Genomic DNA, 19446 nt, shown 5'->3' with positions numbered 1-19446 from the left:
CTTTCACACGTAAGTCTTCATATTAATTCTAAATCCTTGAGTCTTTTTTCGCAAATAATAATAGACTATTGTTAAAAATATTCCCTTTAAAACCGATGATAGGGTCATTGCCAACCATATTCCATTTACGTGGAAGATTGGCATCAATAAAAGAGCCATTGGAATCCTTGACACATTAAAAACCATAGAATTTATAGCAGGATACCTTGTTAGCCCAAGCCCATTTAGCATCCCTGTAGTACCAATTTCTAAAGTCATAAAGTATTGCGAAAAAGCTAAAATTTTTAAATAATCTATACCAGCTACAATTGCCTCAGGGTCCTTAGGTATAAAGAGTCTGAATAAATTTTCTGCAAAGAAAAATAATAGGACTGTAGCAAAAATTCCAATAATATTTACAATTTTCATAGCTTCTCTTCTTCCATCATGGAGTCTTTCATAATTTTTAGCTCCAAAGTTTTGACCAAAAAAGGCAGAGAAGGCAACGGCAAACCCATCGGCAGTCATCCAAGAAATTGATTCTACTTGTGAACCAATAGAATAAACTGCAATGTAAAGAGCACCAAAGCTTGCTATATATCTATTTAATATCATACTAACTGAAGCATGAATTAAAGACTGGAGTGATGCAGGTAACCCTAAGCTTAGTATTGATTTAAAGTAAGACCCTTCTGGCATCTTAAAGTAATTTGTCCTAACAAATATTTCTCTATTTGCTACTCCAATATAAAGATACAATAAGCTAGATACCATCTGAGCAAGGACAGTAGCGTAGGCCGCTCCCCTTATTCCCATCTTTGGAAAAATCCAAATTCCAAATATAAAAAAAGGATCTAAGATTAAATTTATAACCAAGGAAATAATTGAAATCTTAAAGGGTGTTATTGAATTCCCCTTGGCAAAAAAAGCCGAAGATAAAATTGGATTTAAAAAAGTAAAAATTAGTCCTCCACTGACAATTAATAAATAATCAACTGCCATGGTATGAACAGATTCTTCTAGCCTATAAAAGCCAATAATATTATTTCTCATGCTTATGTATAGGGTCATTAGTCCTATGCAAAAGATTAAATTTATTACAAATCCTGCTACCCAAACTTTTTTTGAGGACTCATCATCATTTCTTCCAAAGGCCTGAGACAGTCCTACGGAAACTCCTGTCTTGGCAACAAGGGTTATGGCCTGAGCCATCCAAACTAAAAAGGAACAGGCTCCTACAGCAGCAACAGCTTCTGTAGATAGTCGTCCCAACCACATTAAATCAACAAGAGAATAAGCCATTTGAACAAAGGCCGTTCCCATTAGCGGCAAAGCCATTTTTAATAGGGCAGAAAAAATATTTCCCCTTAGTAAATTGACTTCCCTCATTTATTAACAGTCACCTTGATCTGTAATAATTATTGGACCATCCTTTGTAATTGCAATTTGGTGTTCATATTGAGCTGAAAGAGAGCCGTCCTTGGTTCTTGCAGTCCAACCATTATCATCAATAGTGAGTTCCTTCTTGCCCATATTTATCATTGGTTCAATAGTAAATACCATTCCCTCTTGGATTCTTAGACCACGACCAGGCTTTCCATAGTGAAGAACTTGTGGGTCTTCGTGCATTTCTTGTCCAATGCCGTGGCCAACAAATTCTCTTACCACAGAGTAACCATTGTCTTCAGCGTGTTTTTGAACTGCTGCTCCAATATCGCCAAGTCTATTTCCAATTACAGCTTTTTCTATTCCCTTATACATTGCTTCGCGAGTTACTTGTAAAAGTTTTTTTGCTTCAGGAGATACATTGCCCACTTCATAAGACCAGGCTGAATCGGCAAGCCATCCATCCACATTTACAACCATATCAACTGTGATAATGTCTCCATCTTTTAGCTCATATTCAGTTGGAAAACCGTGGCAAATTTCATCATTAACAGATGCACAAACTGAATAAGGATAGCCTTCGTAACCCTTTTGTTCAGGATAGGCTCCTCTTTCCTTTAAATAATTTTCCACAAATCTGTCGATTTCAATTGTCCTAACACCAGGTTTTATAAAATCTCTAAGCTTGTGGTGAACATCTGATAAGACCTTGCCAGCAACTTGCATTTTCTTAATTTCATCTTCTGTTTTTATAATTATCATTTTAACTCCTTTACTATTTCACTTAAATCATCATCTCTTAGTGCCCAGTCATAGGCATCTGGATTTATTTCTATAGCTTTTATAATCTCTTCTTTTGCCAAGTCATCCCTCCCAAGCAAGTGGAAGGAGCAGGCCTTATTGTAATGGAGATTTACAGACTTTGGAAAATCTATAAGTCCCCTGTTTAATATATCAATAGCAGCTTCATAATCCTTTTCTTCGATATAAATTGCAGACATATTTAAAAATAAAAAGGGATCTTCAAATTTGCCAATGGCATCATAATAATATTTAAGTGCCTGCTTGTTGTCGCCCTTCTTCTTACAAAGTACACCCATATTATATAAGGCTCTACCATAATCTTCTTTAATATATAATGATTTTTTTACATAATTTTCTGCAAGTTCATTTTCATTTAGGACTTCATAGATAGACCCAAGGTCGTTGTAGGCCACAAAATCAAATTCATCCAAGTCGATAACTTTTTTGAATTCCTCTATGGCATGCTTACTCTCTCCAAGTTTGTCATAGGCATGAGCCAGATAATAGTGAGCCCTGTCATAGGTATGGTCTAGGTCAATGGCTCTTTTATAATTTTCTATAGAGTAGTTTGTGTCTCCACCCTCAAAGTCATTGGTAATGGCAAGCCCATAATAAGCTCCCGGCATCACCTTCAAAGCTAAAATCTTCTCAAAATAATTTTTTGCTTCTTCATAAGCTTCTTTCTTTAGATAAATATCAGCTAACTCAAAGTAAACTGAAATTCTTTCATCTAGGTCTTTCTCAGATGTAAAGTTAAGAGACTTTAATAAGAGGTCCTCAGCCTTATCATAGTCGCCATCTATTAAAAAGTCTTCTGCTAAAATTAAATAGTTTTTAAATTTTAAGTCCATTAAAAAACCTCAATTCCTATTCTATTATATAGTATTTTTTTCAATTTCATATACATAGAAATAATTTTTAATTAAATATATAATGAATGTGGTGATAAACGTGAGAAGATTTTTATCCTTTAATGATTTTTTTAAGGAATACTTTGGTGGCAAGACTGTCAAGCTTTCTCTTGATGGAGGATTTTCATGTCCCAATAGAGATGGCAGACTTTCAGAGACTGGTTGCATCTTCTGTTCTGATGAAGGCAGTGGAGAATTTGCTGGTTCAAAGTCCTTGAGTATTGGTGACCAAATAAATTCTCAAAAGGAATTTTTAAAAAACAAATGGAAGGCTGACAACTACATAGCCTACTTTCAAAATTTTACAAACACCTATGGAGCTTTAGATGATTTAAAAAAAATTTATGATCAAGTTGCAGACCGTGATGATATAAGAGGAATTTCTATTGCAACTAGGTGTGACTGTCTTGATGATGAGAAAATTGAGTATTTAAAAGAAATCTCTAAGAAGAAAACCCTGTGGCTTGAACTTGGAATGCAGACAGTTAATGAAGACACAATTAAACTTATTAACCGTGGCTACTCCCACAAGCTTTTCGATGAAACTATAAATAAGCTAAGGGATGCAAATATTTTATTTTTAATTCATGCTATCTTTGGACTTCCCTATGAAGATCAAGAGGACTTCGAGAAAACAATTAATTATATAAAATACCTTGCACCCTTTGGAGTAAAGTTTCACAACTTATACATCTTGAAGGATTCTCCTATCTATAGACTTTACAAAAATAAAAATTTTAAAATCCTAACAAAGGATGAATATGTGGAACTTATTCTTAGAGCCCTAGATGGGATTGACAAGAAAACTGTAGTCCATAGGATAAGTGGTGACCCACCAAAGTTAAAACTTTATGAACCTAAATGGTGTGCTGACAAGTTATCTGTGATTTCAGAAATTGACAAGGCTTTAAAGGAAAATAATAGAAAAATAATTTCTCAAGAGGAGATTATAAAAATTGTAAATTATTGGAAGGAGAAAGATAGGGCTTTTACCCAGCCTTCTTAAATTTTTCCTCCCACTAGTGTATAATGTAGAAAGATATAGCGACTAAATAAATTTATGGATAAAAGGAGAAACATGAAAAATATTTCTAGAGATATAATAAAAAAATATAATGTTAAGTTTGTAATTCTTGGTTCTGATGAAAATGCATACGGGATAGCTCGTATTTTAAATGACAACTACGGTCTAATCTCTACAGTCTTTTGTCAAAAGCCCCTTCCTGCCACAGACAATTCAAAAATCCTAGATAGGAAGGTTATAGAAAATTTTTCTGACAACGAAGTTTTTGTCAGTGAAATGATAAAATTTGCAGAAGCAAATAAGGGTGCCAGCCTAATTACAATTCCTTGTGGAGATGAATACTCTAAGCTACTTTCAAACAATAAGGAAAAAATAAAGGATTATTACAAGTTCAACACACCATCTACTGACTTAAATGACAGACTTGAAAATAAAATAGACTTTTATAATTCCTGCGAAGAACTTGGCATTCCCTATCCTAAATTTGCAATAATAAATTCTTCTAAGGAAATAGAAGGTCTTGACCTACAGTTCCCACTTATACTTAAGCCTAACGATTCTATCTCCTATGTAAAATTATCTTTTCCAAACAAGTATAAGGTCTACACAATTTATGACTATGCAGAACTTGAATCAGTTGTAAAAACAATTTACGACGACAACCACTATGAAGGTACTATGCTTGTCCAAGAATTTATTCCTGGCCCTGCATCTAACCAAGCTTCCTTTAACGTCTACTGTGACAAGAATGGAAAAGTTAGGATGATGGTTTATGGCCAAATTCTTCTTGCAGATCCACTTCCACTTAGGATTGGAAATAACGACGCAATCTACACAAGATATATGCCTGAACTTTTTAAGTTCTATAAGGAAAAGTTAGAGTCAATTCACTACACTGGTTATTCAAACATAGACTTAAAATACGATCCACGCGACAACACCTTTAAGGCCTTTGAAATGAATCTAAGACTTCCACAAAGTCACTACTTCATGGCTGCTGGTGGCGTAAATGTCCTTGATTTTTATATTCGTGACCTCTTAGACCTTGGCTTTGAAGAAGAAGTTTACTACCACAAGGAAACTTCAAAAATATGGATGAATGCCCATCCAAAACTTTTAAAAGAGTACACAAATGAAAAGTACCACAAGACTATTGATGAGCTTTTAAAGAATGGCTACGAATTTACAATTAATAACAAGAAGGACTTTAGTATAAGCAGAGAGATAACTTATCTAAAGAGAAAGTATGGATCTATAAAGCATTACAAAATGTATTATAAGTTAGAGAAATAAAAAATTACCAGCTTCTTTTAGGAGAGCTGGTTTTTCTTTGCAGTAAGTTTTATGTAAGTAATTACTAAATTTTAATTTTCCTTTCTAACACTTATTCCTTCAAAAATTTTTTATAAAAAGAAAAACCCAGGCTTTCTAAAGCTTGGGTTTCTATTTAATCTCTTGACTGAATGATAAAGGCTGAGCCGTAATTAATTTTTATAGTGGCACTATCTCCCACCATTTCATTGCTAACTCCCCTACTAGGATTTTCTGAATTAATTTCAAGGTCCTCTACCTCATAATAAAGTCCCTTTGTTGTAAAGTTCATCCTATCTCCAGCATTTATTAAAGAAAAATATTTTTTATTGGTTCTCACAAAGTCATAAGAACCTTCTTCTACATAAATAACTTCATTGTAGTCGTCTTCTATTTTTGCAATTATGCCCTTTTTATATAATTTTTTAAGGTTCAATAAATTGGCAAGTTCGTGGTCAAGTCTAGTACCTAAAGCTCCAAGAATTACAATATCCTTATAGCCCTCATCAACTAAATAAGATAATGCGAGTTCTGTATCGGTGAAGTCTTTTTTGGCAGGAAATTTTTTTACATCTATCTTGTGTTCCTTAATATAATCTAAAGCATCATCACCAATTGAATCAAGGTCTCCCAAGAGTATGTCAGCTCCTAGGTCATACTTCATAAGAAGTCTTGCACCACCATCTGCTACAATTATAAACCTATCTGGATACTTTTCTATTAATTCTTTAGAAACTTGCCTGCCAGCAGAAATTAAAAGTGCTTTTTTCATAAGAGTTCCTTAAAGGACTTTATATTTTCTCTGGTTTTGTCTTTTTGAAAAATTGCAGAGCCAGCAACAAGTATGTCTGCTCCAGCAGCTAGAACTTCCTTTGCGTTGTCTAGCTTGACACCGCCGTCAACTTCTATTAAGGTATTGATATTTCTTTCTTCAATCATTTTCTTTACTTCAGAAATTTTTCTAAGTGCAGATGGAATAAATTTTTGTCCCCCAAAACCTGGGTTAACGCTCATGATTAAAACTAGGTCTAGCTTGTCCAAAGTATAGTCTAAGACCTCAAGACTATCTGATGGATTAAGGGCAAGTCCTGCTTTCATACCATGAGACTTAATAAGTGAAAGAGTCCTATCAAGGTGCTTTGTTGTGCTTGGATGGATAGTTATAATGTCAGAGCCTGCATTTTTAAAATCCTCAATAAAATTTTCTGGTCTTTCAATCATTAGGTGGGTGTCAAAGGGAATATCTGTTAAGGGTCTCAAGGATTTTACAATACCTGGACCATAGGAAATATTTGGCACGTAGTTGCCATCCATGATATCAAGGTGAAGAAAGTCAACTTTTTCTTCCTTTAGTATCTTTATTTCTTTTTCTAAATTTGTAAAATCTGCTGAGAGTAGTGATGGTGAAATCATTAATATTCTCCTTTGCTTTTTAATTCTTCAAAAATGTATAAGTAGTTTTCGTATCTTTCTTTTTCAATTTTTCCAGCTTCAAGAGCTTCCTTTACTCCACACTGTGGTTCTCTTATGTGGTTGCAGTTGTTAAACTTGCAAGATGAATATTTTTCAAATTCTCTAAAATAATTTTTTAATTCGTCTCTATTAATATTTAAGCTCAAGGAAGAAAAACCTGGCGTATCAAAAATATAAAGGTCATCCTTGAATAAAATTTCTGTGTGTCTTGTTGTGTGCTTTCCTCTTCTAGTCTTGTCAGAAACTTTTCCAACTTCAACGTCCTTGTCTAATATCCTAGAAGTAATAGTTGACTTTCCTGCACCACTGACTCCACATAGGGCAACAGTCTTTCCCCTTATATAATCTCTTAAGTCCTCTATGGAGTTATCCTTATTTGAAATCATAAAAGTTTTAAATCCAGAGTTTTTGTATATGTTTGCTAGTTTCTCACTTTCTTCCTTATCGAGGTCACACTTATTTATGACAATTGCCACATCTATGTCTTGGTCCTCTGCCTGGATAATAGTCTTGTCTATTGTCATTAAATTATATTTTGGATCCATAACAGGAACAACAACTAGAGCCATGTCAACATTGGCAACCTTTGGCCTTGTGAGCATTTTTTTTCTGGGATATACTTTTTCAATATATCCCAGAGTCTTTTCTTCAAACTTAAATTCTACATTGTCACCAACTATAGGATCTACCTTGGAATGTCTAAAATTTCCTCTCGCTCTTGTTTCATAAACTTGTCCCTCAGCAAGAATGTAGTAGAAGCCACCAGTTAGTTTAATTATTTTTCCAATCATTATCTTATCTTCTCAGTTTTTACAAGGTTGCCATCAACATAAATGTTGTATTCGCCAGGTCCAATAAGTTCAACGCTAGCAACATCTCCAGCTTCAACATTGTAGTTCCAAACAGTTTGACCACCAGTTTTATTTCCACTTCCATCTTTTACCCTGTCTGCAGAAACCTTATGGCTTTCGCCGTCATCAGGTACCTTAACCTTTATGTGGTTTACCTTGTTAAAATTATCTTCTTTGTTGCTTTCATCGCTATTCTTATCATCATTTCGATCTTCATCTTCAACTTTTGGTCCCTTGGAAATATAAAGTGTAACAGTTGAACCCTTTTCTACACTTGTTTTTGCCTTTGGATCCATGTCATAAACTTGACCTTCAGAAACCTTGTTACTATGTCCATTTTCTATAACTACAGTAAGTCCAAAACTCTTTAATTGATTTACAACAACATCTTGGTCCATTCCCTTGTAGTCGCTTAGGACAACAGGAGTCTTATCTTGTCCCTTAGAGACAATAAGTTTAACCGCTGTTCCTCTTTTTACAGAGTAACCTCCATCAGGGTTTGAATAAATTACCTTGCCTTCTTCAACAGAGTCATTAAATTCTTCTTCTACAGAACCTAGTTTTAATGAATTTTCTTCGAGTAGGTTTTTAGCTTCTTCTTCTGACAATCCCTTAAGTGGTGGAACTGGTACAGAATCTGGAAGTTCATTAATCTCAAGGGTAATTGTTGTTCCCTTCTCAACTGAAGTTCCTTCTTCTGGATTTTGTCCTAATACCACACCGTCAGGTTCTTTTTCATTTTCCACTGTATTTACATCCAAGACTAGACCCTGAGCCTCTATGAGTTCTTTAGCCTCTTCTCTTGTCTTTCCAATGTAATTTTCAACAGCAATTTTTTCAACAACATCGCCTGACTTCATTCCCTTTATTGCCTTTGGTACTACATAGATTAAAAGAGCAATGATTACGATAGCTGAGAATATTCCAAGAAGGGCTGGTGCCACAGATTTTTTCTTTTTAACAAGCTTCTTAGGTTTATTTGGTCTTTTAGCATCAAGATTATTTGAATGATTCCTATTAGGTCTTCTGTTAATAGAAGGTGTGACAAAGGCAGTATTGTCATCTTCCTCGTAAACCCTATTTACTGAAAAAGTCCTTGCTCCCATTGTGTAATCTTTAATGTCTTTAATGAGTTCAAAGACATCCTTATACCTGTGATCTGGATCCTTTTCTGTCATCTTTAGAACTAGGGCATCAACAGATGGGTCAAGACTCTTTATAAATTCAGAAGGCCTTGGCATCTGAGATTGTACTTGCATTAGGGCAACTGATACTGGATTGTCTGCATCAAAAGGCAGCCTTCCTGTTAACATTTCAAAGAGTACTATGCCCAGAGAATAAATGTCAGACCTATTGTCTACTTTTGCACCCCTCGCTTGTTCAGGTGAAAAATAGTGGACAGATCCCATAACAGCATTTGTTGCTGTAACAGTTGTGTTGTCTGCCACTCTAGCTATTCCAAAGTCTGTAACCTTTATCCTGTCGTCTCTTGTTACCATAATATTTTGAGATTTTATATCTCTATGGACTATGTGCTTAGAGTGAGCAACCTTTAGGGCTTCCGCAATTTGTATGCAGTAGTTTAATGCTCTCTTTTCAGAAAGTCTTCCCTCGTCGTTAATCAAGTCCTTAAGAGTTTTCCCATCAATATATTCCATTACAATGTAGTGAACTTCCTTATCTTGGATTTTTTCAGTTCCAACATCATAAATGCTAACTATATTTGGATGAGAGATGCTTGCTGCCGCAAGGGACTCCCTCTTAAATTTTCTTATAAAGTTGTTATCTTCGTTATATTCTAATTTTAGAACCTTAATGGCAACTATCCTATCTAGTTTGCTGTCATGAGCCTTAAAAACATTGCCCATACCGCCAGTACCAATTTTTTCTAATATTTCGTATCTATTTCCTAAAATTTTATTAATCATTGCCCACCTACTCATTAAATACTAAAATAAATGTAATATTATCCATGCCACCATTTTTTAGGGCTAAGTCAAGAAGCATATCCCTAGCTTCTTCAGGGCTGTTCTCTTTTACAATCTTAAATATTTCCTCATCAGGAACCATATTTGTAAGCCCGTCTGAACAAAATAAAAATACATCCTTATCCTTAATGTTAAGAGTGTTAACTATAACCTCTATATCAGATGTGGTCCCCATAGCCTTAGTTAAGACATTTTTCTTGGGGTGATTTTTTGCTTCTTCTTCCGTAATTTCTCCAATTTCAATTAGATAATTTACAAAGGAATCATCTTGAGTTATTTGCTCCATCTCTTCATTTATCCTGTAGATCCTAGAGTCTCCAATATTTGAATAAATAAGAACATCATCTAAGATAAGTCCACTTGATAAAGTAGTTCCCATTCCCCTGTAATCTTCATTTTCTTGGGAGCTTTCATAGATTTTTTTATTGGCATCTCTAATTGAAGAAGAGAGAATTTCTATTGCATCATCAATGCTTGTAACTTCCCTTTCTCCTGCAAAGTCTTCACCAATTATTTCAGTTGCCATCTTAGATGCTCTTTCACCTGCAAGATGGCCTCCCATTCCATCAGCCAATACATATAAGTTTTTTGATTCATTTACATAATATGAATCTTCATTGTTTTTTCTGTAGTTACCTACATTTGTTGCTGATACTACTTTCATTCATTTCACCTCGATCTTACGCCTAAGTTGTCCACATGAGGCACTGATGTCGCTACCTAGTTCTCTTCTTATTGTTACATTAAATCCCTTTTTCTCAAGTTTATTTTTGAAGTCATTGATCTCAGCCTTAGAAGGCCTTTTCTCATCAAATTCTTCTATGGGATTTAAGGGAATTAAGTTTATGTGACACTTTAAGTTTTTTGCAAAGCTATAAAGTTCATCAATGTTTTCAATTCCATCATTTTGATTTTTTATCATTGTATATTCAAAGGTAATCCTATTATTTGTCTTCTTGACATAATATTCCAAGGATTTTTTTAGTTCAGCCAGATTAAAACGCCTATTAATTGGCATTAGTGCTGACCTATCTTTGTCATTAGTTTGATGTAGACTAACTGCTAGGTTAATTGGAAGATTTAAATCCGCCAGATCATAAATCTTATCAGCTACTCCACAAGTTGAAATTGTAATATTTCTATAGGAGGTGTTGTGGCCCTTCTCGTCGTGAAGAAGTTTTATAAACCTAATTACTTCATCAAAGTTATCAAGAGGCTCTCCACTTCCCATCAATATAAAGTTTGAAATTTTTATATTGTATTTATTTTCGATTTCATAAACCTGTCCTAGCATTTCGCCAGCACTTAGGTTCCTAACAAGACCAGACTTTGTTGAAGCACAAAAATCACAACCCATCCTGCATCCAACTTGAGTTGACACACATTGAGAATAACCATGCTTGTATTCCATTAAGACGCCTTCAATTAGGTTTCCATCTTTTAATTTAAAGAGCATCTTTCTAGTTTCATCTAAGTCTGAGTCGAAACTTTTAAAAATTTCAATCTTATTTATTTCTTCATCTTTTATAAGGGAGATGGCCTTTGCCGAAAGATTTGAGTTCTCCACATCATATCTCTTTTTGTCGTGGAAAAAAGTAAAAAGTTGCGTGCCCCTAAAGGCTTTCTCTTTTCTATCTTCAAAAAATTGGCGTAGTTCATCTTCATACATAGAATTTAATTCCATTAAAACCACCTATTCATCTAATCATTATACCATTAGACATCTACAAATAAAAATAGATTTAAAGAAATTAATCAAATACAAAAAAAGACTGTGAAAAAATTTCACAGCCTTCAATAATTATTAATTTTTTTCTAAGAGACAAATAGAAAAACCATCTGAGCCATCCACTGATGGAAAAAGTTTTAATACATCCTTGTCTCTTAATTTTTTTATTTTAAAGTTTTCGTTCTCTTTTAAAAAGTTCTCGATAACATCTTCGTTCTCAATCTTTGAAAGAGAACAAGTTGAGTAAAGCAAAAGTCCCTTTTCTCTTACATATTCCTTAGCCTTGTTTAAAATTTCTAATTGAATTACTCCAAGTTCTTTTAAGTCATCAATCCCCTTATTCCACTTTATGTCAGGCTTCTTCCTATAGAGTCCTGTCCCAGAGCAAGGTGCATCGACTAAGACATAGTCAAATTTATTAATAAACTCTTCATTCAAAACTCTAGCATCATTAACCCTTGGAGATATGTTTGTGCATCCAAGTCTCTCGGCATTTTCCTTTATTAATTTAATTTTTCCCTTGGACTTATCACAGGAAATTATTTCTCCTGTGTTATCCATGAGCTCTGATAAGTGAGTAGTTTTTCCACCAGGTGCTGCACAAAGATCAAGTACTTTTGAATCTTTGCTTGGATTTAAAAATGTAGAAACCAAAATTGATCCTAGGTCTTGTACATAGAAGTGACCTTTTTCAAAAAATTCTGTGTCTATAATTCCATTGGGATTTAAAACATTTAGGGCATTCACGTAAGTTGTTTCTTCGATGTCAAATCCAGACTCAGTTAAGTTTTTAATAAGTTCATCCCTATTAATTTTCAAAGTGTTAACCCTAATAGTAAAGGGTGGTTTTTCATTATTTGCCTTAAGAAGTTTTTTAGTAAATTCCTCTCCATACTTGTCATAGAAGTACTCTGTATAAAATCTTGGATGAGAATAGTAAGTTGAGAGATTATCTATTGAGTTCTTTAAGGTAACTTGAAGGGGTTTCTCTTTCGAAATACTTCTAAGAATTCCATTTGTAAAAGATATTGATCCCTTGTTGCCATAAATTTTTGCAAGATTAACAGATTCATCAACTATAGAATAATCAGGAACCTTGTCGAGAAAATACATTTGATAAATTGCCATCTCCAAGATGCTAAGTATAATTTTGTGAATCCTATTAAATCTAACTTTAGAATTCTCTCTTATAACATAGTCTAAGTAAGTTTTGTTTCTAACAACGCCTGTTGTTATTTCTTTAATGAAGGCAAAGTCTCTTTCATCAATATTTGATGCTTTTAAAATTTCTAAACTTTCCTCTAAAAATGTCCCCTTATAGAGGACATCGTTAATTATTTGTAGTGCTTTTTCTCTTGTGTTCTTCATTAATCTCTTCTTCCAAATATACTAAGTAGTCTCAAAAATTGTCCAATTGCAACTAAAGTTGATGCAACGTAAGTTAGTGCCGCTGCACTTAGAACTTCTCTTGTGCCTTTTAAATCTTCATCAGATATAATCCCCATAGCAAGCTCTTCTTTTGCCCTGTTTGATGCATTAAATTCAACAGGCAAAGTCACAATTTGAAATAAAACTGCAAAGAAGAAGAGAGCAATACCTAACTTAGTAAAAAATACAGAGAAGAAAAATCCTAGTATTATTAAAAAGAAGGAGACTTGTGTCCCAAGATTTGCAAGTGGAACTAAGGCTGCCCTAAGCTTTAGCGGAGCATAGTCAACTGAGTCTTGGATAGCATGACCAACTTCATGAGCTGCAATAGAAACTGATGCAATAGAATTTCTATAATAGACATCTCTTGATAGGTTTAGAGTCTTATCTCTAGGATCATAGTGGTCCGAAAGTTTTCCATCAACCATCCTAATGCTTACATTTGAAAGTCCATTTCTATCTAAAATTTCTCTAGCAACTTCTGCACCACTTAGATTTGTTGATGCGGGAATTTTTTTATATTTTTCATAAGCAGAGCTAATTTTTGCCTGTGCATACATAGCAAGAATTAAGCCTGGTAGTATATAAATTAAATAAGAGAAATCATAAGTGTAAAAATATGGTCCAAACATTATTTTCCTCCAATCACATAATTTTCTTGTAATTTATTTCCTCGTAAAAAGTCATCTATTCCCATGGCCCTTTTGCCTGGCGCTTGTATTTCTTTAACAGAGATGGCTCCATCACTTGTTTTAATAATTAATTCATTGTCGGATTTTATTATCCTTCCTACTTCTTTATCACAATTATCATCAAACTCTTCTGCCTTGTAAATTTTATAGAACTTGTCATCATATTTGAACCTTACCCCATAGTGTGGGCTAAGTCCTCTTATTTTATTTACTATATTTGCAGAAGTGTCATTAAAATCTAAATCTAAATCATTTTTTAAAATCTTATTAGCGTAAGTTTTTTTGTCTTCATCTTGTTCTATAAATTCTACTGGTCCCTTTGAAGCATCAAGTACAAACTCTTCTAGTAAATCCGCGCCCATATGTGAAAGCTTATCTTCAAGTTCTCCTGCATTCATTTCTCCAATTTCAATTTCTTTTACAGCAGAAACTGGACCGGCGTCAAGACCTTCTTCAACCTTCATTAGGCTGACACCAGTCTTAGAATGGCCCTCCATAATAGCCCTGTTAATTGGAGCTGCCCCTCTTAGATATGGTAAAAGAGAAGCGTGAACATTCACTATATATTTTTTTGGCAAGTCTATAATTTCTTGACTCAAGATTTGACCATAGGCAACTACAACTATAATGTCAGCTTGAACTTGTCTTAATTTATCAATTGCTTCAGGAGAATTTACATCTGCTGGCTGGTAAACTTCAAGCCCAAGTTCTTCTGCCTTAACTTTTACAGGAGTTTTAGTAAATTTCTTTCCCCTGCCCTTTCTCTTATCTTCTTGAGATACTACAAGAGCTACTTCTCCTAATTTATTTAATCTTTCCAAAATTGGAACAGAAAAATCAGGAGTTCCCATAAAGATAAACTTCATTATTCTTCACTCTCCGCTTCATACATATCTATTGCCTTATCTGTATAAAGTATTCCGTCAAGATGGTCTGTCTCATGTTGGATAATTCTAGCCAAAAAGTCTTCAGCCTCCATAAGTTTTTCTATACCCTCTAGGTCATTATACTTAACCTTAATGTGCTTTGCCCTCTTAACTGTTCCTTGTTTCCCAGGAACTGAAAGACATCCTTCCATTGAGACTTCTTCCCCATCTTTTTCTATAATCTCAGGGTTAATCATGTAAAATCTCATTGGCTTTTCGCCCTCATCATTATCTTCCTCCCTGTTATCAACAACAATCACTCTTTTTAGGATTCCAATTTGAGGAGCTGCAAGTCCAACTCCAGGAGCAAGGTCCATAGTTTCGTACATATCATCTATTAAAAGTTTTAATCTATCATTATAATTAGTAACTACTTTTGATTTTTTCCTAAGAATAGGATCTCCATCTGTTCTAATTTTTCTTATTGCCATTAAATCACCTAAAATTCTATATTTAAAATAATTTTTCTTTCATCTTCTATCTTACTCTTATTTATTACCCTATTAAGACCTTCAATTAACAATCCAAGATCCTTAGGCTTGACTTTGAGGGAAAATTTAGTCTTGTTAATATTTTTTATCCTTGGCATCTTAATAAATTTTGTAACCATAATATCCATTCCCTTTAAGTCAATAGACATTTGTTGTAAAAACTTTTCTGCCCAAACTTGAGTTAGGTTTTCATCATAGGATGAAAATTCGAGTTCAATTAATTTTGTGTAAGGGGGATACAAGAAAGTCTTTCTCTCTTCAATTTCATACTGGTAGAAGTCTTCATAATCTCCCTTAGCAGAGTAATTTATGATTTCACTGTCAGGACTGTAGGTTTGAATTATCACTTTCCCCTTCTTTGATGCACGACCAGCCCTTCCAGAAACTTGAGTAATAAGTTGGAAGGTTCTCTCTCTTGCCTTGTAATCAGAAATGTATAAAGACATGTCTGCTGCTACTATACCCACAAGAGTTACATCTTCAAAGTCAAATCCCTTAGACACCATTTGAGTGCCTATAATTACATCAGCTTCCTTATTCTTTATCTTTTCATAAAATTCATTAAAGGAGTCTTTTTTCCCAGTTGTATCTCTGTCCATCCTTAGGACTCTAGCCTTTGGAAAATATTTTTTGACTTCTTCCTCAACTCTTTGGGTTCCAACTCCAAATTGTTTTATAAATTTCGATCCACATGAAGGACATAACTTAGGTAGAGCTTTTGTCTTACCACAATAGTGACAAATAAGCCTATTCTTTGCCTTGTGATAGGTCATGGATATGTCACAGTCGTCACACTTTATAACTTCTCCACAAGACCTACAAGAAATAAAATTAGAAAAGCCCCTTCTATTTAAAAATAGGATAATTTGCTCCTTATTGTTTAGCTTTTCTTCTATATCTTTTTTTAGTTCTCTACTAAATATTGAGACGTTACCCATAGTTAGTTCATCTCTCATGTCAACTATCTCTGTATCGGGTAGAAAGGCTCCCTTCTTTGCCCTATTTTTTAATTGGCAAAGATTATAAAATCCCTTCTTGGCATAGAAATAAGATTCCACTGAAGGAGTTGCAGATCCAAGGACTACTTTACCCCTATCCTTCATCCTATTTATAGCAACCTCTATAGTGTCGTACTTTAAATTGTCGTGAAAGTCATAGGAAGAGTCGTGAGCCTCGTCAACAATAATCATTTTTAAATTTTTAAAAGGAACGAATACGGCAGACCTCACTCCAACTACGACCTTTACCTGGTCATTTAAGACTTTCCTATATTCATCATATCTTTCACCTGCTGAGAGCTTAGAGTGGATTATTGCCACTTCATTTCCAAACCAAGATTTAAATCTCTCAATCATTTGTGGCGTCAAACCAATTTCTGGTACAAGAACAATAACTTGGCCACCATCTTCTATGACCTTTGAGGTTAAATTTAAATAAACTTCAGTCTTGCCCGATCCAGTGAGACCATGAAGAAGAGACACAACCTTATCAGTCCCTTGTATGCTTGTTAAAGCTTCCTGCTGCTCATCATTTAATGCCAACTTATTTGTTTTATAAGTTTTTTCCACAGGTTCTCGATTTACTTCTTTTTTATATTCTTCAATTAAGTTTCTTTTTATTAAGCTCTTAATTGGGGAATAAGAAATACCTAAATCCTTCATGACGTCCATTCTAGATATATCTTTCTTATCTTTTATAAAATTAAAAACCTGAGCTTGCTTTTCGCTTATGCCCTCAAGATTTTTTGGATCAAAATTCTTTGAAATTTTTAAATAGTTCACAAGCTTTGGTTTTATAGTCACAAGTGAATCGTAAATATATTTTATATATCCCTTTGTCCTTAATCTCTTAATAAGAATTTTTTCATCATCACTTAAGTCTTCAAAGTATTTTGATAAGTCAACAGAATTTAAATCTTCCAGGTCTTTGCCATAGGGATACTTCTCCACAAGAATTTTCTTTTTAATTCTTTGAAGGTTTCCTGGAGGTAAAATTGGAGAGAAGGCCTTTGAAAAACCGATTAAATATCTCTCTTCCATCCAGAGTCCAAGTTTTATTAAGTCCTCAGATATTATTGGTTCATCGTCTAGGACTGAATGAATTTCCTTTAACTTTTCTAGGTGATTTCCAGAGTAATTTTCATGTAAAAAAAGGACGATACCAACTCGGTAAGATTTACCAAAATTTACGAGTACTCGCATACCAGGTTGAACATCATCTTTTACTATATATGTATAAAGTTTATCAATCTTTTGAAAATTATTTTCTATAAAAATATCTGCAAACATGTCTTCACCCACAAAAGAGCTAGATTTCTCTAGCTCATAAGTTTTTTTGCCCTATCTAAAATTTCTCTTGCAAGTTCAGTCTTACTCATAATTTCTAAATCATCAGTCTTGTCTCTTGAAATAATAGAAACTATGTTAGTGTCGCTACCAAAACCTGCGCCTTCTTTCTTTATATTGTTAACAACTATAATATCAAAATTCTTTTTTATTAGTTTTTCTTTTGCATACTCATAGATGTTAGTCGACTCAGCTGCAAATCCAACTATAACTTGGTTTTTCTTTAGACTGCCATAGTGTGCGGCAATGTCAGGATTTTTTTCCATCTCAATAAGATTCATCTGACTGTCACTACCCTTTTTAATCTTTTCTTCACTATAAGTCTTTGGCCTATAATCACTTGGAGCCGCCGCCTTAATTAATATGTCGCAGTCATCAAAGTATTTTCCAACAGCATCAAACATTTGACGAGTTGAGTCAACTCTAACAAAGTTGTCAACCTTCGGAACTTCTATTTTTGTTGGTCCAGAAATAAGAGTTACCTTTGCTCCTCTTTTTTTTGCATTGTCAGCAAGAGCATAACCCATTTTACCTGAAGAGTAATTGGAAATAAACCTAACTGGATCAAGTGCCTCTCTTGTAGGTCCAGCTGTTATCACAACGTGTTTACCTTCAAGATCTTTCACTGTAAGAGCCCTATCAATTTCATCAACTATTTCGCTTGGCTCCAGCATCTTACCACTACCATAGTCGTTACATGCAAGAAGGTCCTCTTTGGCGTCTAAGATTATAACCCCCCTGTCTCTAAGGGTTTGCATATTTTTTTGATTAGCTTCTGAGTTTAACATTACCGTATTCATTCCAGGAGCCAACATTACCTTAGACCTTGATGCCATTAGGACTGTAGATAACATATCATCAGCAATTCCATTGGCAAATTTTCCAATAATATTTGCAGTTGCAGGTGCTATTATAATTATATCTGCCCACTTAGCAAGAGATATGTGTTCAACATCCATGTTAAATAGTTGGTTAAACATCTCACCATGTACCACATTGTTAGACATAGTTTGAAAAGTAAGAGGGGTTACAAATTCAGTGGCATTTTTTGTCATTACGACCTTTACTTCTGCTCCTAATTTTCTCAAAAGGCTACAAATACCTGGTGACTTATAAGCCGCAATCCCACCTGTTACTCCAAGTAGAATTTTTTTACCTTTTAGCATCTTATTCCTCTTCTACTTCCTCTTTATTTAAATCTTCAATCTTTTTTTGTTTTATTTCTTGGATAAGATTTTCTTTTTCTTCAGCGATTTTTTCTTCGTATTCTGAGTCGCTTAATTTTTCTCCTAATTTTATTTTACCAGCCATGATTTCTTCAATAGCTATTGTAACTGGCTTATCGCTATCTGTATCAACAAGAGCTGGGTTTCCATCTATAAGCTTTCTTGCTCTCTTTGATACTAAGATTGCAAGTTCATATCTTGAATCTGCAACTTCTTTTAATTCTTTAAAAGATGGTATAATCATTTGCTTCTCTCCTCTTCTGCTTGAACTTCCTTCTTAATATTTTTGTGCCTTTTAACCCTAAGTTTTTCAGCTGCTATAATAGTTTCAATATCTTTTACAGCATTATCAATCACATCGTTAATAACAAAGTAGTCATATTCTCCTACGAAATCAAGTTCTCTAAAGGCATTTCTATATCTTGTTTCAATTTCATCTTCAGTTTCTGTATCTCTCTTAACTAGACGAGATCTTAATTCATCCATAGTAGGGGGAATTAAAAATATGAAGACTGCTTCCTTATACTTTTCTTTGATTTGAAGGGCGCCTTGTACATCTATTTCAAGAAGGACAATTTCTCCCTTTTCTATTTCATCAAAAACAAACTTCTTTGGTGTTCCGTAGTAGTTAGTGTGAACAAAGGCATGCTCCAAAAGCTCATCCTTTTCTACCATTTCTTCAAATTCTTCTCTTGTGGCAAAAAAGTAGTTTTCGCCATTAACTTCTCCTGGTCTAGGAGTCCTAGTAGTAACAGAAGTTGAGAAAATTATATCGTCATTATTTTTCATTAAAGCTTCACTTACTGTTCCCTTTCCGGAACCAGAAGGACCTGATAAAACTAATAAAAATCCGCCGTCCAAATAATCACCATCCTAATTTTT

General features: G+C 34.1%; 19 protein-coding genes. 2 read left to right on the top strand and 17 right to left on the bottom strand.

The window, feature by feature from the left end; translation table 11 throughout:
• Window positions 1-3 precede the first annotated feature (3 nt).
• The 3 genes from ACWPVO_RS08755 to ACWPVO_RS08745 are packed head-to-tail and all read right to left on the bottom strand — an operon-like array spanning window position 4 to window position 3020.
• On the bottom strand, window positions 4-1368 hold the full coding sequence (locus ACWPVO_RS08755) for an MATE family efflux transporter (RefSeq protein ID WP_454207864.1): 1365 nt from the start codon (window positions 1366-1368) through the stop codon (window positions 4-6).
• Window positions 1369-1371: 3 nt separating this feature from the next.
• On the bottom strand, window positions 1372-2127 hold the full coding sequence (map, locus tag ACWPVO_RS08750; RefSeq protein ID WP_454207862.1) for a type I methionyl aminopeptidase: 756 nt from the start codon (window positions 2125-2127) through the stop codon (window positions 1372-1374).
• Window positions 2124-3020, bottom strand: coding sequence for a tetratricopeptide repeat protein (locus ACWPVO_RS08745; RefSeq protein WP_454207860.1), 897 nt, complete (start codon window positions 3018-3020; stop codon window positions 2124-2126). Before ACWPVO_RS08745 ends, map begins: the two co-directional genes overlap by 4 nt.
• Before the next feature lie 100 nt (window positions 3021-3120).
• Here ACWPVO_RS08745 and ACWPVO_RS08740 point away from each other — a divergent pair, with 100 nt between their 5' ends.
• Complete coding sequence (locus tag ACWPVO_RS08740; RefSeq protein ID WP_454207858.1) at window positions 3121-4086, top strand: TIGR01212 family radical SAM protein; 966 nt, start codon at window positions 3121-3123, stop codon at window positions 4084-4086.
• Between the two features lie 72 nt (window positions 4087-4158).
• The gene (locus ACWPVO_RS08735; protein WP_454207856.1) at window positions 4159-5397 is read left to right on the top strand and encodes a carboxylate--amine ligase; all 1239 of its coding nucleotides are present in this window, start codon (window positions 4159-4161) and stop codon (window positions 5395-5397) included.
• Window positions 5398-5551: 154 nt separating this feature from the next.
• Here ACWPVO_RS08735 and ACWPVO_RS08730 read toward each other — a convergent pair whose 3' ends face one another.
• The 14 genes from ACWPVO_RS08730 to gmk form a co-directional block, all read right to left on the bottom strand.
• Window positions 5552-6187 carry a thiamine diphosphokinase gene (locus ACWPVO_RS08730; RefSeq protein WP_454207854.1) on the bottom strand — a complete coding sequence of 212 codons (636 nt, stop codon included), beginning with the start codon at window positions 6185-6187 and terminating at the stop codon, window positions 5552-5554.
• Entirely contained in the window at window positions 6184-6828 is a 645-nt protein-coding gene (gene rpe, locus ACWPVO_RS08725; RefSeq protein ID WP_454207852.1) for a ribulose-phosphate 3-epimerase, read from the bottom strand. The genes ACWPVO_RS08730 and rpe overlap by 4 nt, the downstream gene beginning before the upstream one ends.
• A complete protein-coding gene (gene rsgA, locus ACWPVO_RS08720; RefSeq protein ID WP_454207850.1) occupies window positions 6828-7679 on the bottom strand; it encodes a ribosome small subunit-dependent GTPase A in 852 nt (283 codons plus the stop codon). Before rsgA ends, rpe begins: the two co-directional genes overlap by 1 nt.
• Entirely contained in the window at window positions 7679-9667 is a 1989-nt protein-coding gene (gene pknB, locus ACWPVO_RS08715) for a Stk1 family PASTA domain-containing Ser/Thr kinase (RefSeq protein WP_454207848.1), read from the bottom strand. Before pknB ends, rsgA begins: the two co-directional genes overlap by 1 nt.
• Window positions 9668-9674: 7 nt before the next feature.
• The gene (locus ACWPVO_RS08710; protein WP_454207846.1) at window positions 9675-10391 is read right to left on the bottom strand and encodes a Stp1/IreP family PP2C-type Ser/Thr phosphatase; all 717 of its coding nucleotides are present in this window, start codon (window positions 10389-10391) and stop codon (window positions 9675-9677) included.
• The gene (gene rlmN / locus ACWPVO_RS08705) at window positions 10392-11411 is read right to left on the bottom strand and encodes a 23S rRNA (adenine(2503)-C(2))-methyltransferase RlmN (protein WP_195443016.1); all 1020 of its coding nucleotides are present in this window, start codon (window positions 11409-11411) and stop codon (window positions 10392-10394) included.
• A gap of 120 nt (window positions 11412-11531) precedes the next feature.
• On the bottom strand, window positions 11532-12824 hold the full coding sequence (gene rsmB, locus ACWPVO_RS08700; protein WP_454207844.1) for a 16S rRNA (cytosine(967)-C(5))-methyltransferase RsmB: 1293 nt from the start codon (window positions 12822-12824) through the stop codon (window positions 11532-11534).
• The gene (locus tag ACWPVO_RS08695) at window positions 12824-13516 is read right to left on the bottom strand and encodes a zinc metallopeptidase (RefSeq protein WP_005956858.1); all 693 of its coding nucleotides are present in this window, start codon (window positions 13514-13516) and stop codon (window positions 12824-12826) included. The genes rsmB and ACWPVO_RS08695 overlap by 1 nt, the downstream gene beginning before the upstream one ends.
• A complete protein-coding gene (gene fmt, locus ACWPVO_RS08690) occupies window positions 13516-14442 on the bottom strand; it encodes a methionyl-tRNA formyltransferase (protein ID WP_454207842.1) in 927 nt (308 codons plus the stop codon). The genes ACWPVO_RS08695 and fmt overlap by 1 nt, the downstream gene beginning before the upstream one ends.
• Entirely contained in the window at window positions 14442-14933 is a 492-nt protein-coding gene (def, locus tag ACWPVO_RS08685; protein ID WP_454207840.1) for a peptide deformylase, read from the bottom strand. The genes fmt and def overlap by 1 nt, the downstream gene beginning before the upstream one ends.
• A gap of 8 nt (window positions 14934-14941) precedes the next feature.
• Complete coding sequence (priA, locus tag ACWPVO_RS08680) at window positions 14942-17281, bottom strand: primosomal protein N' (protein ID WP_454207838.1); 2340 nt, start codon at window positions 17279-17281, stop codon at window positions 14942-14944.
• A 29-nt stretch (window positions 17282-17310) separates the two neighbouring features.
• The gene (gene coaBC, locus ACWPVO_RS08675; RefSeq protein ID WP_454207836.1) at window positions 17311-18504 is read right to left on the bottom strand and encodes a bifunctional phosphopantothenoylcysteine decarboxylase/phosphopantothenate--cysteine ligase CoaBC; all 1194 of its coding nucleotides are present in this window, start codon (window positions 18502-18504) and stop codon (window positions 17311-17313) included.
• Between the two features lies 1 nt (window position 18505).
• Window positions 18506-18808 (bottom strand): DNA-directed RNA polymerase subunit omega, encoded by a 303-nt coding sequence (gene rpoZ / locus ACWPVO_RS08670; protein ID WP_005956867.1) that lies wholly within the window; start codon window positions 18806-18808, stop codon window positions 18506-18508.
• Window positions 18805-19425: a guanylate kinase gene (gene gmk, locus ACWPVO_RS08665; RefSeq protein ID WP_005956769.1), complete on the bottom strand. Its 621-nt coding sequence runs from the start codon at window positions 19423-19425 to the stop codon at window positions 18805-18807. Before gmk ends, rpoZ begins: the two co-directional genes overlap by 4 nt.
• Window positions 19426-19446 lie beyond the last annotated feature (21 nt).

The sequence above is a fragment of the Peptoniphilus sp. Marseille-Q6390 genome (assembly GCF_965119475.1).
The sequence above is the reverse complement of the archived record's forward strand: the minus strand, read 5'-3'. Positions and strand labels throughout refer to the sequence as shown.

Excerpts from the sequence above, each read along its gene's own strand:
- rsmB (WP_454207844.1), bottom strand. The coding sequence starts at position 12,824 with ATGAAGAACACAAGAGAAAAAGCACTACAAATAATTAACGATGTCCTC.
- rpoZ (WP_005956867.1), bottom strand. The coding sequence starts at position 18,808 with ATGATTATACCATCTTTTAAAGAATTAAAAGAAGTTGCAGATTCAAGA.
- map (WP_454207862.1), bottom strand. The coding sequence starts at position 2,127 with ATGATAATTATAAAAACAGAAGATGAAATTAAGAAAATGCAAGTTGCT.
- coaBC (WP_454207836.1), bottom strand. The coding sequence starts at position 18,504 with ATGCTAAAAGGTAAAAAAATTCTACTTGGAGTAACAGGTGGGATTGCG.
- rpe (WP_454207852.1), bottom strand. The coding sequence starts at position 6,828 with ATGATTTCACCATCACTACTCTCAGCAGATTTTACAAATTTAGAAAAA.
- rsgA (WP_454207850.1), bottom strand. The coding sequence starts at position 7,679 with ATGATTGGAAAAATAATTAAACTAACTGGTGGCTTCTACTACATTCTT.
- ACWPVO_RS08745 (WP_454207860.1), bottom strand. The coding sequence starts at position 3,020 with ATGGACTTAAAATTTAAAAACTATTTAATTTTAGCAGAAGACTTTTTA.
- pknB (WP_454207848.1), bottom strand. The coding sequence starts at position 9,667 with ATGATTAATAAAATTTTAGGAAATAGATACGAAATATTAGAAAAAATT.
- ACWPVO_RS08730 (WP_454207854.1), bottom strand. The coding sequence starts at position 6,187 with ATGAAAAAAGCACTTTTAATTTCTGCTGGCAGGCAAGTTTCTAAAGAA.
- ACWPVO_RS08695 (WP_005956858.1), bottom strand. The coding sequence starts at position 13,516 with ATGTTTGGACCATATTTTTACACTTATGATTTCTCTTATTTAATTTAT.
- def (WP_454207840.1), bottom strand. The coding sequence starts at position 14,933 with ATGGCAATAAGAAAAATTAGAACAGATGGAGATCCTATTCTTAGGAAA.
- priA (WP_454207838.1), bottom strand. The coding sequence starts at position 17,281 with ATGTTTGCAGATATTTTTATAGAAAATAATTTTCAAAAGATTGATAAA.
- ACWPVO_RS08755 (WP_454207864.1), bottom strand. The coding sequence starts at position 1,368 with ATGAGGGAAGTCAATTTACTAAGGGGAAATATTTTTTCTGCCCTATTA.
- ACWPVO_RS08735 (WP_454207856.1), top strand. The coding sequence starts at position 4,159 with ATGAAAAATATTTCTAGAGATATAATAAAAAAATATAATGTTAAGTTT.
- ACWPVO_RS08710 (WP_454207846.1), bottom strand. The coding sequence starts at position 10,391 with ATGAAAGTAGTATCAGCAACAAATGTAGGTAACTACAGAAAAAACAAT.
- fmt (WP_454207842.1), bottom strand. The coding sequence starts at position 14,442 with ATGAAGTTTATCTTTATGGGAACTCCTGATTTTTCTGTTCCAATTTTG.
- rlmN (WP_195443016.1), bottom strand. The coding sequence starts at position 11,411 with ATGGAATTAAATTCTATGTATGAAGATGAACTACGCCAATTTTTTGAA.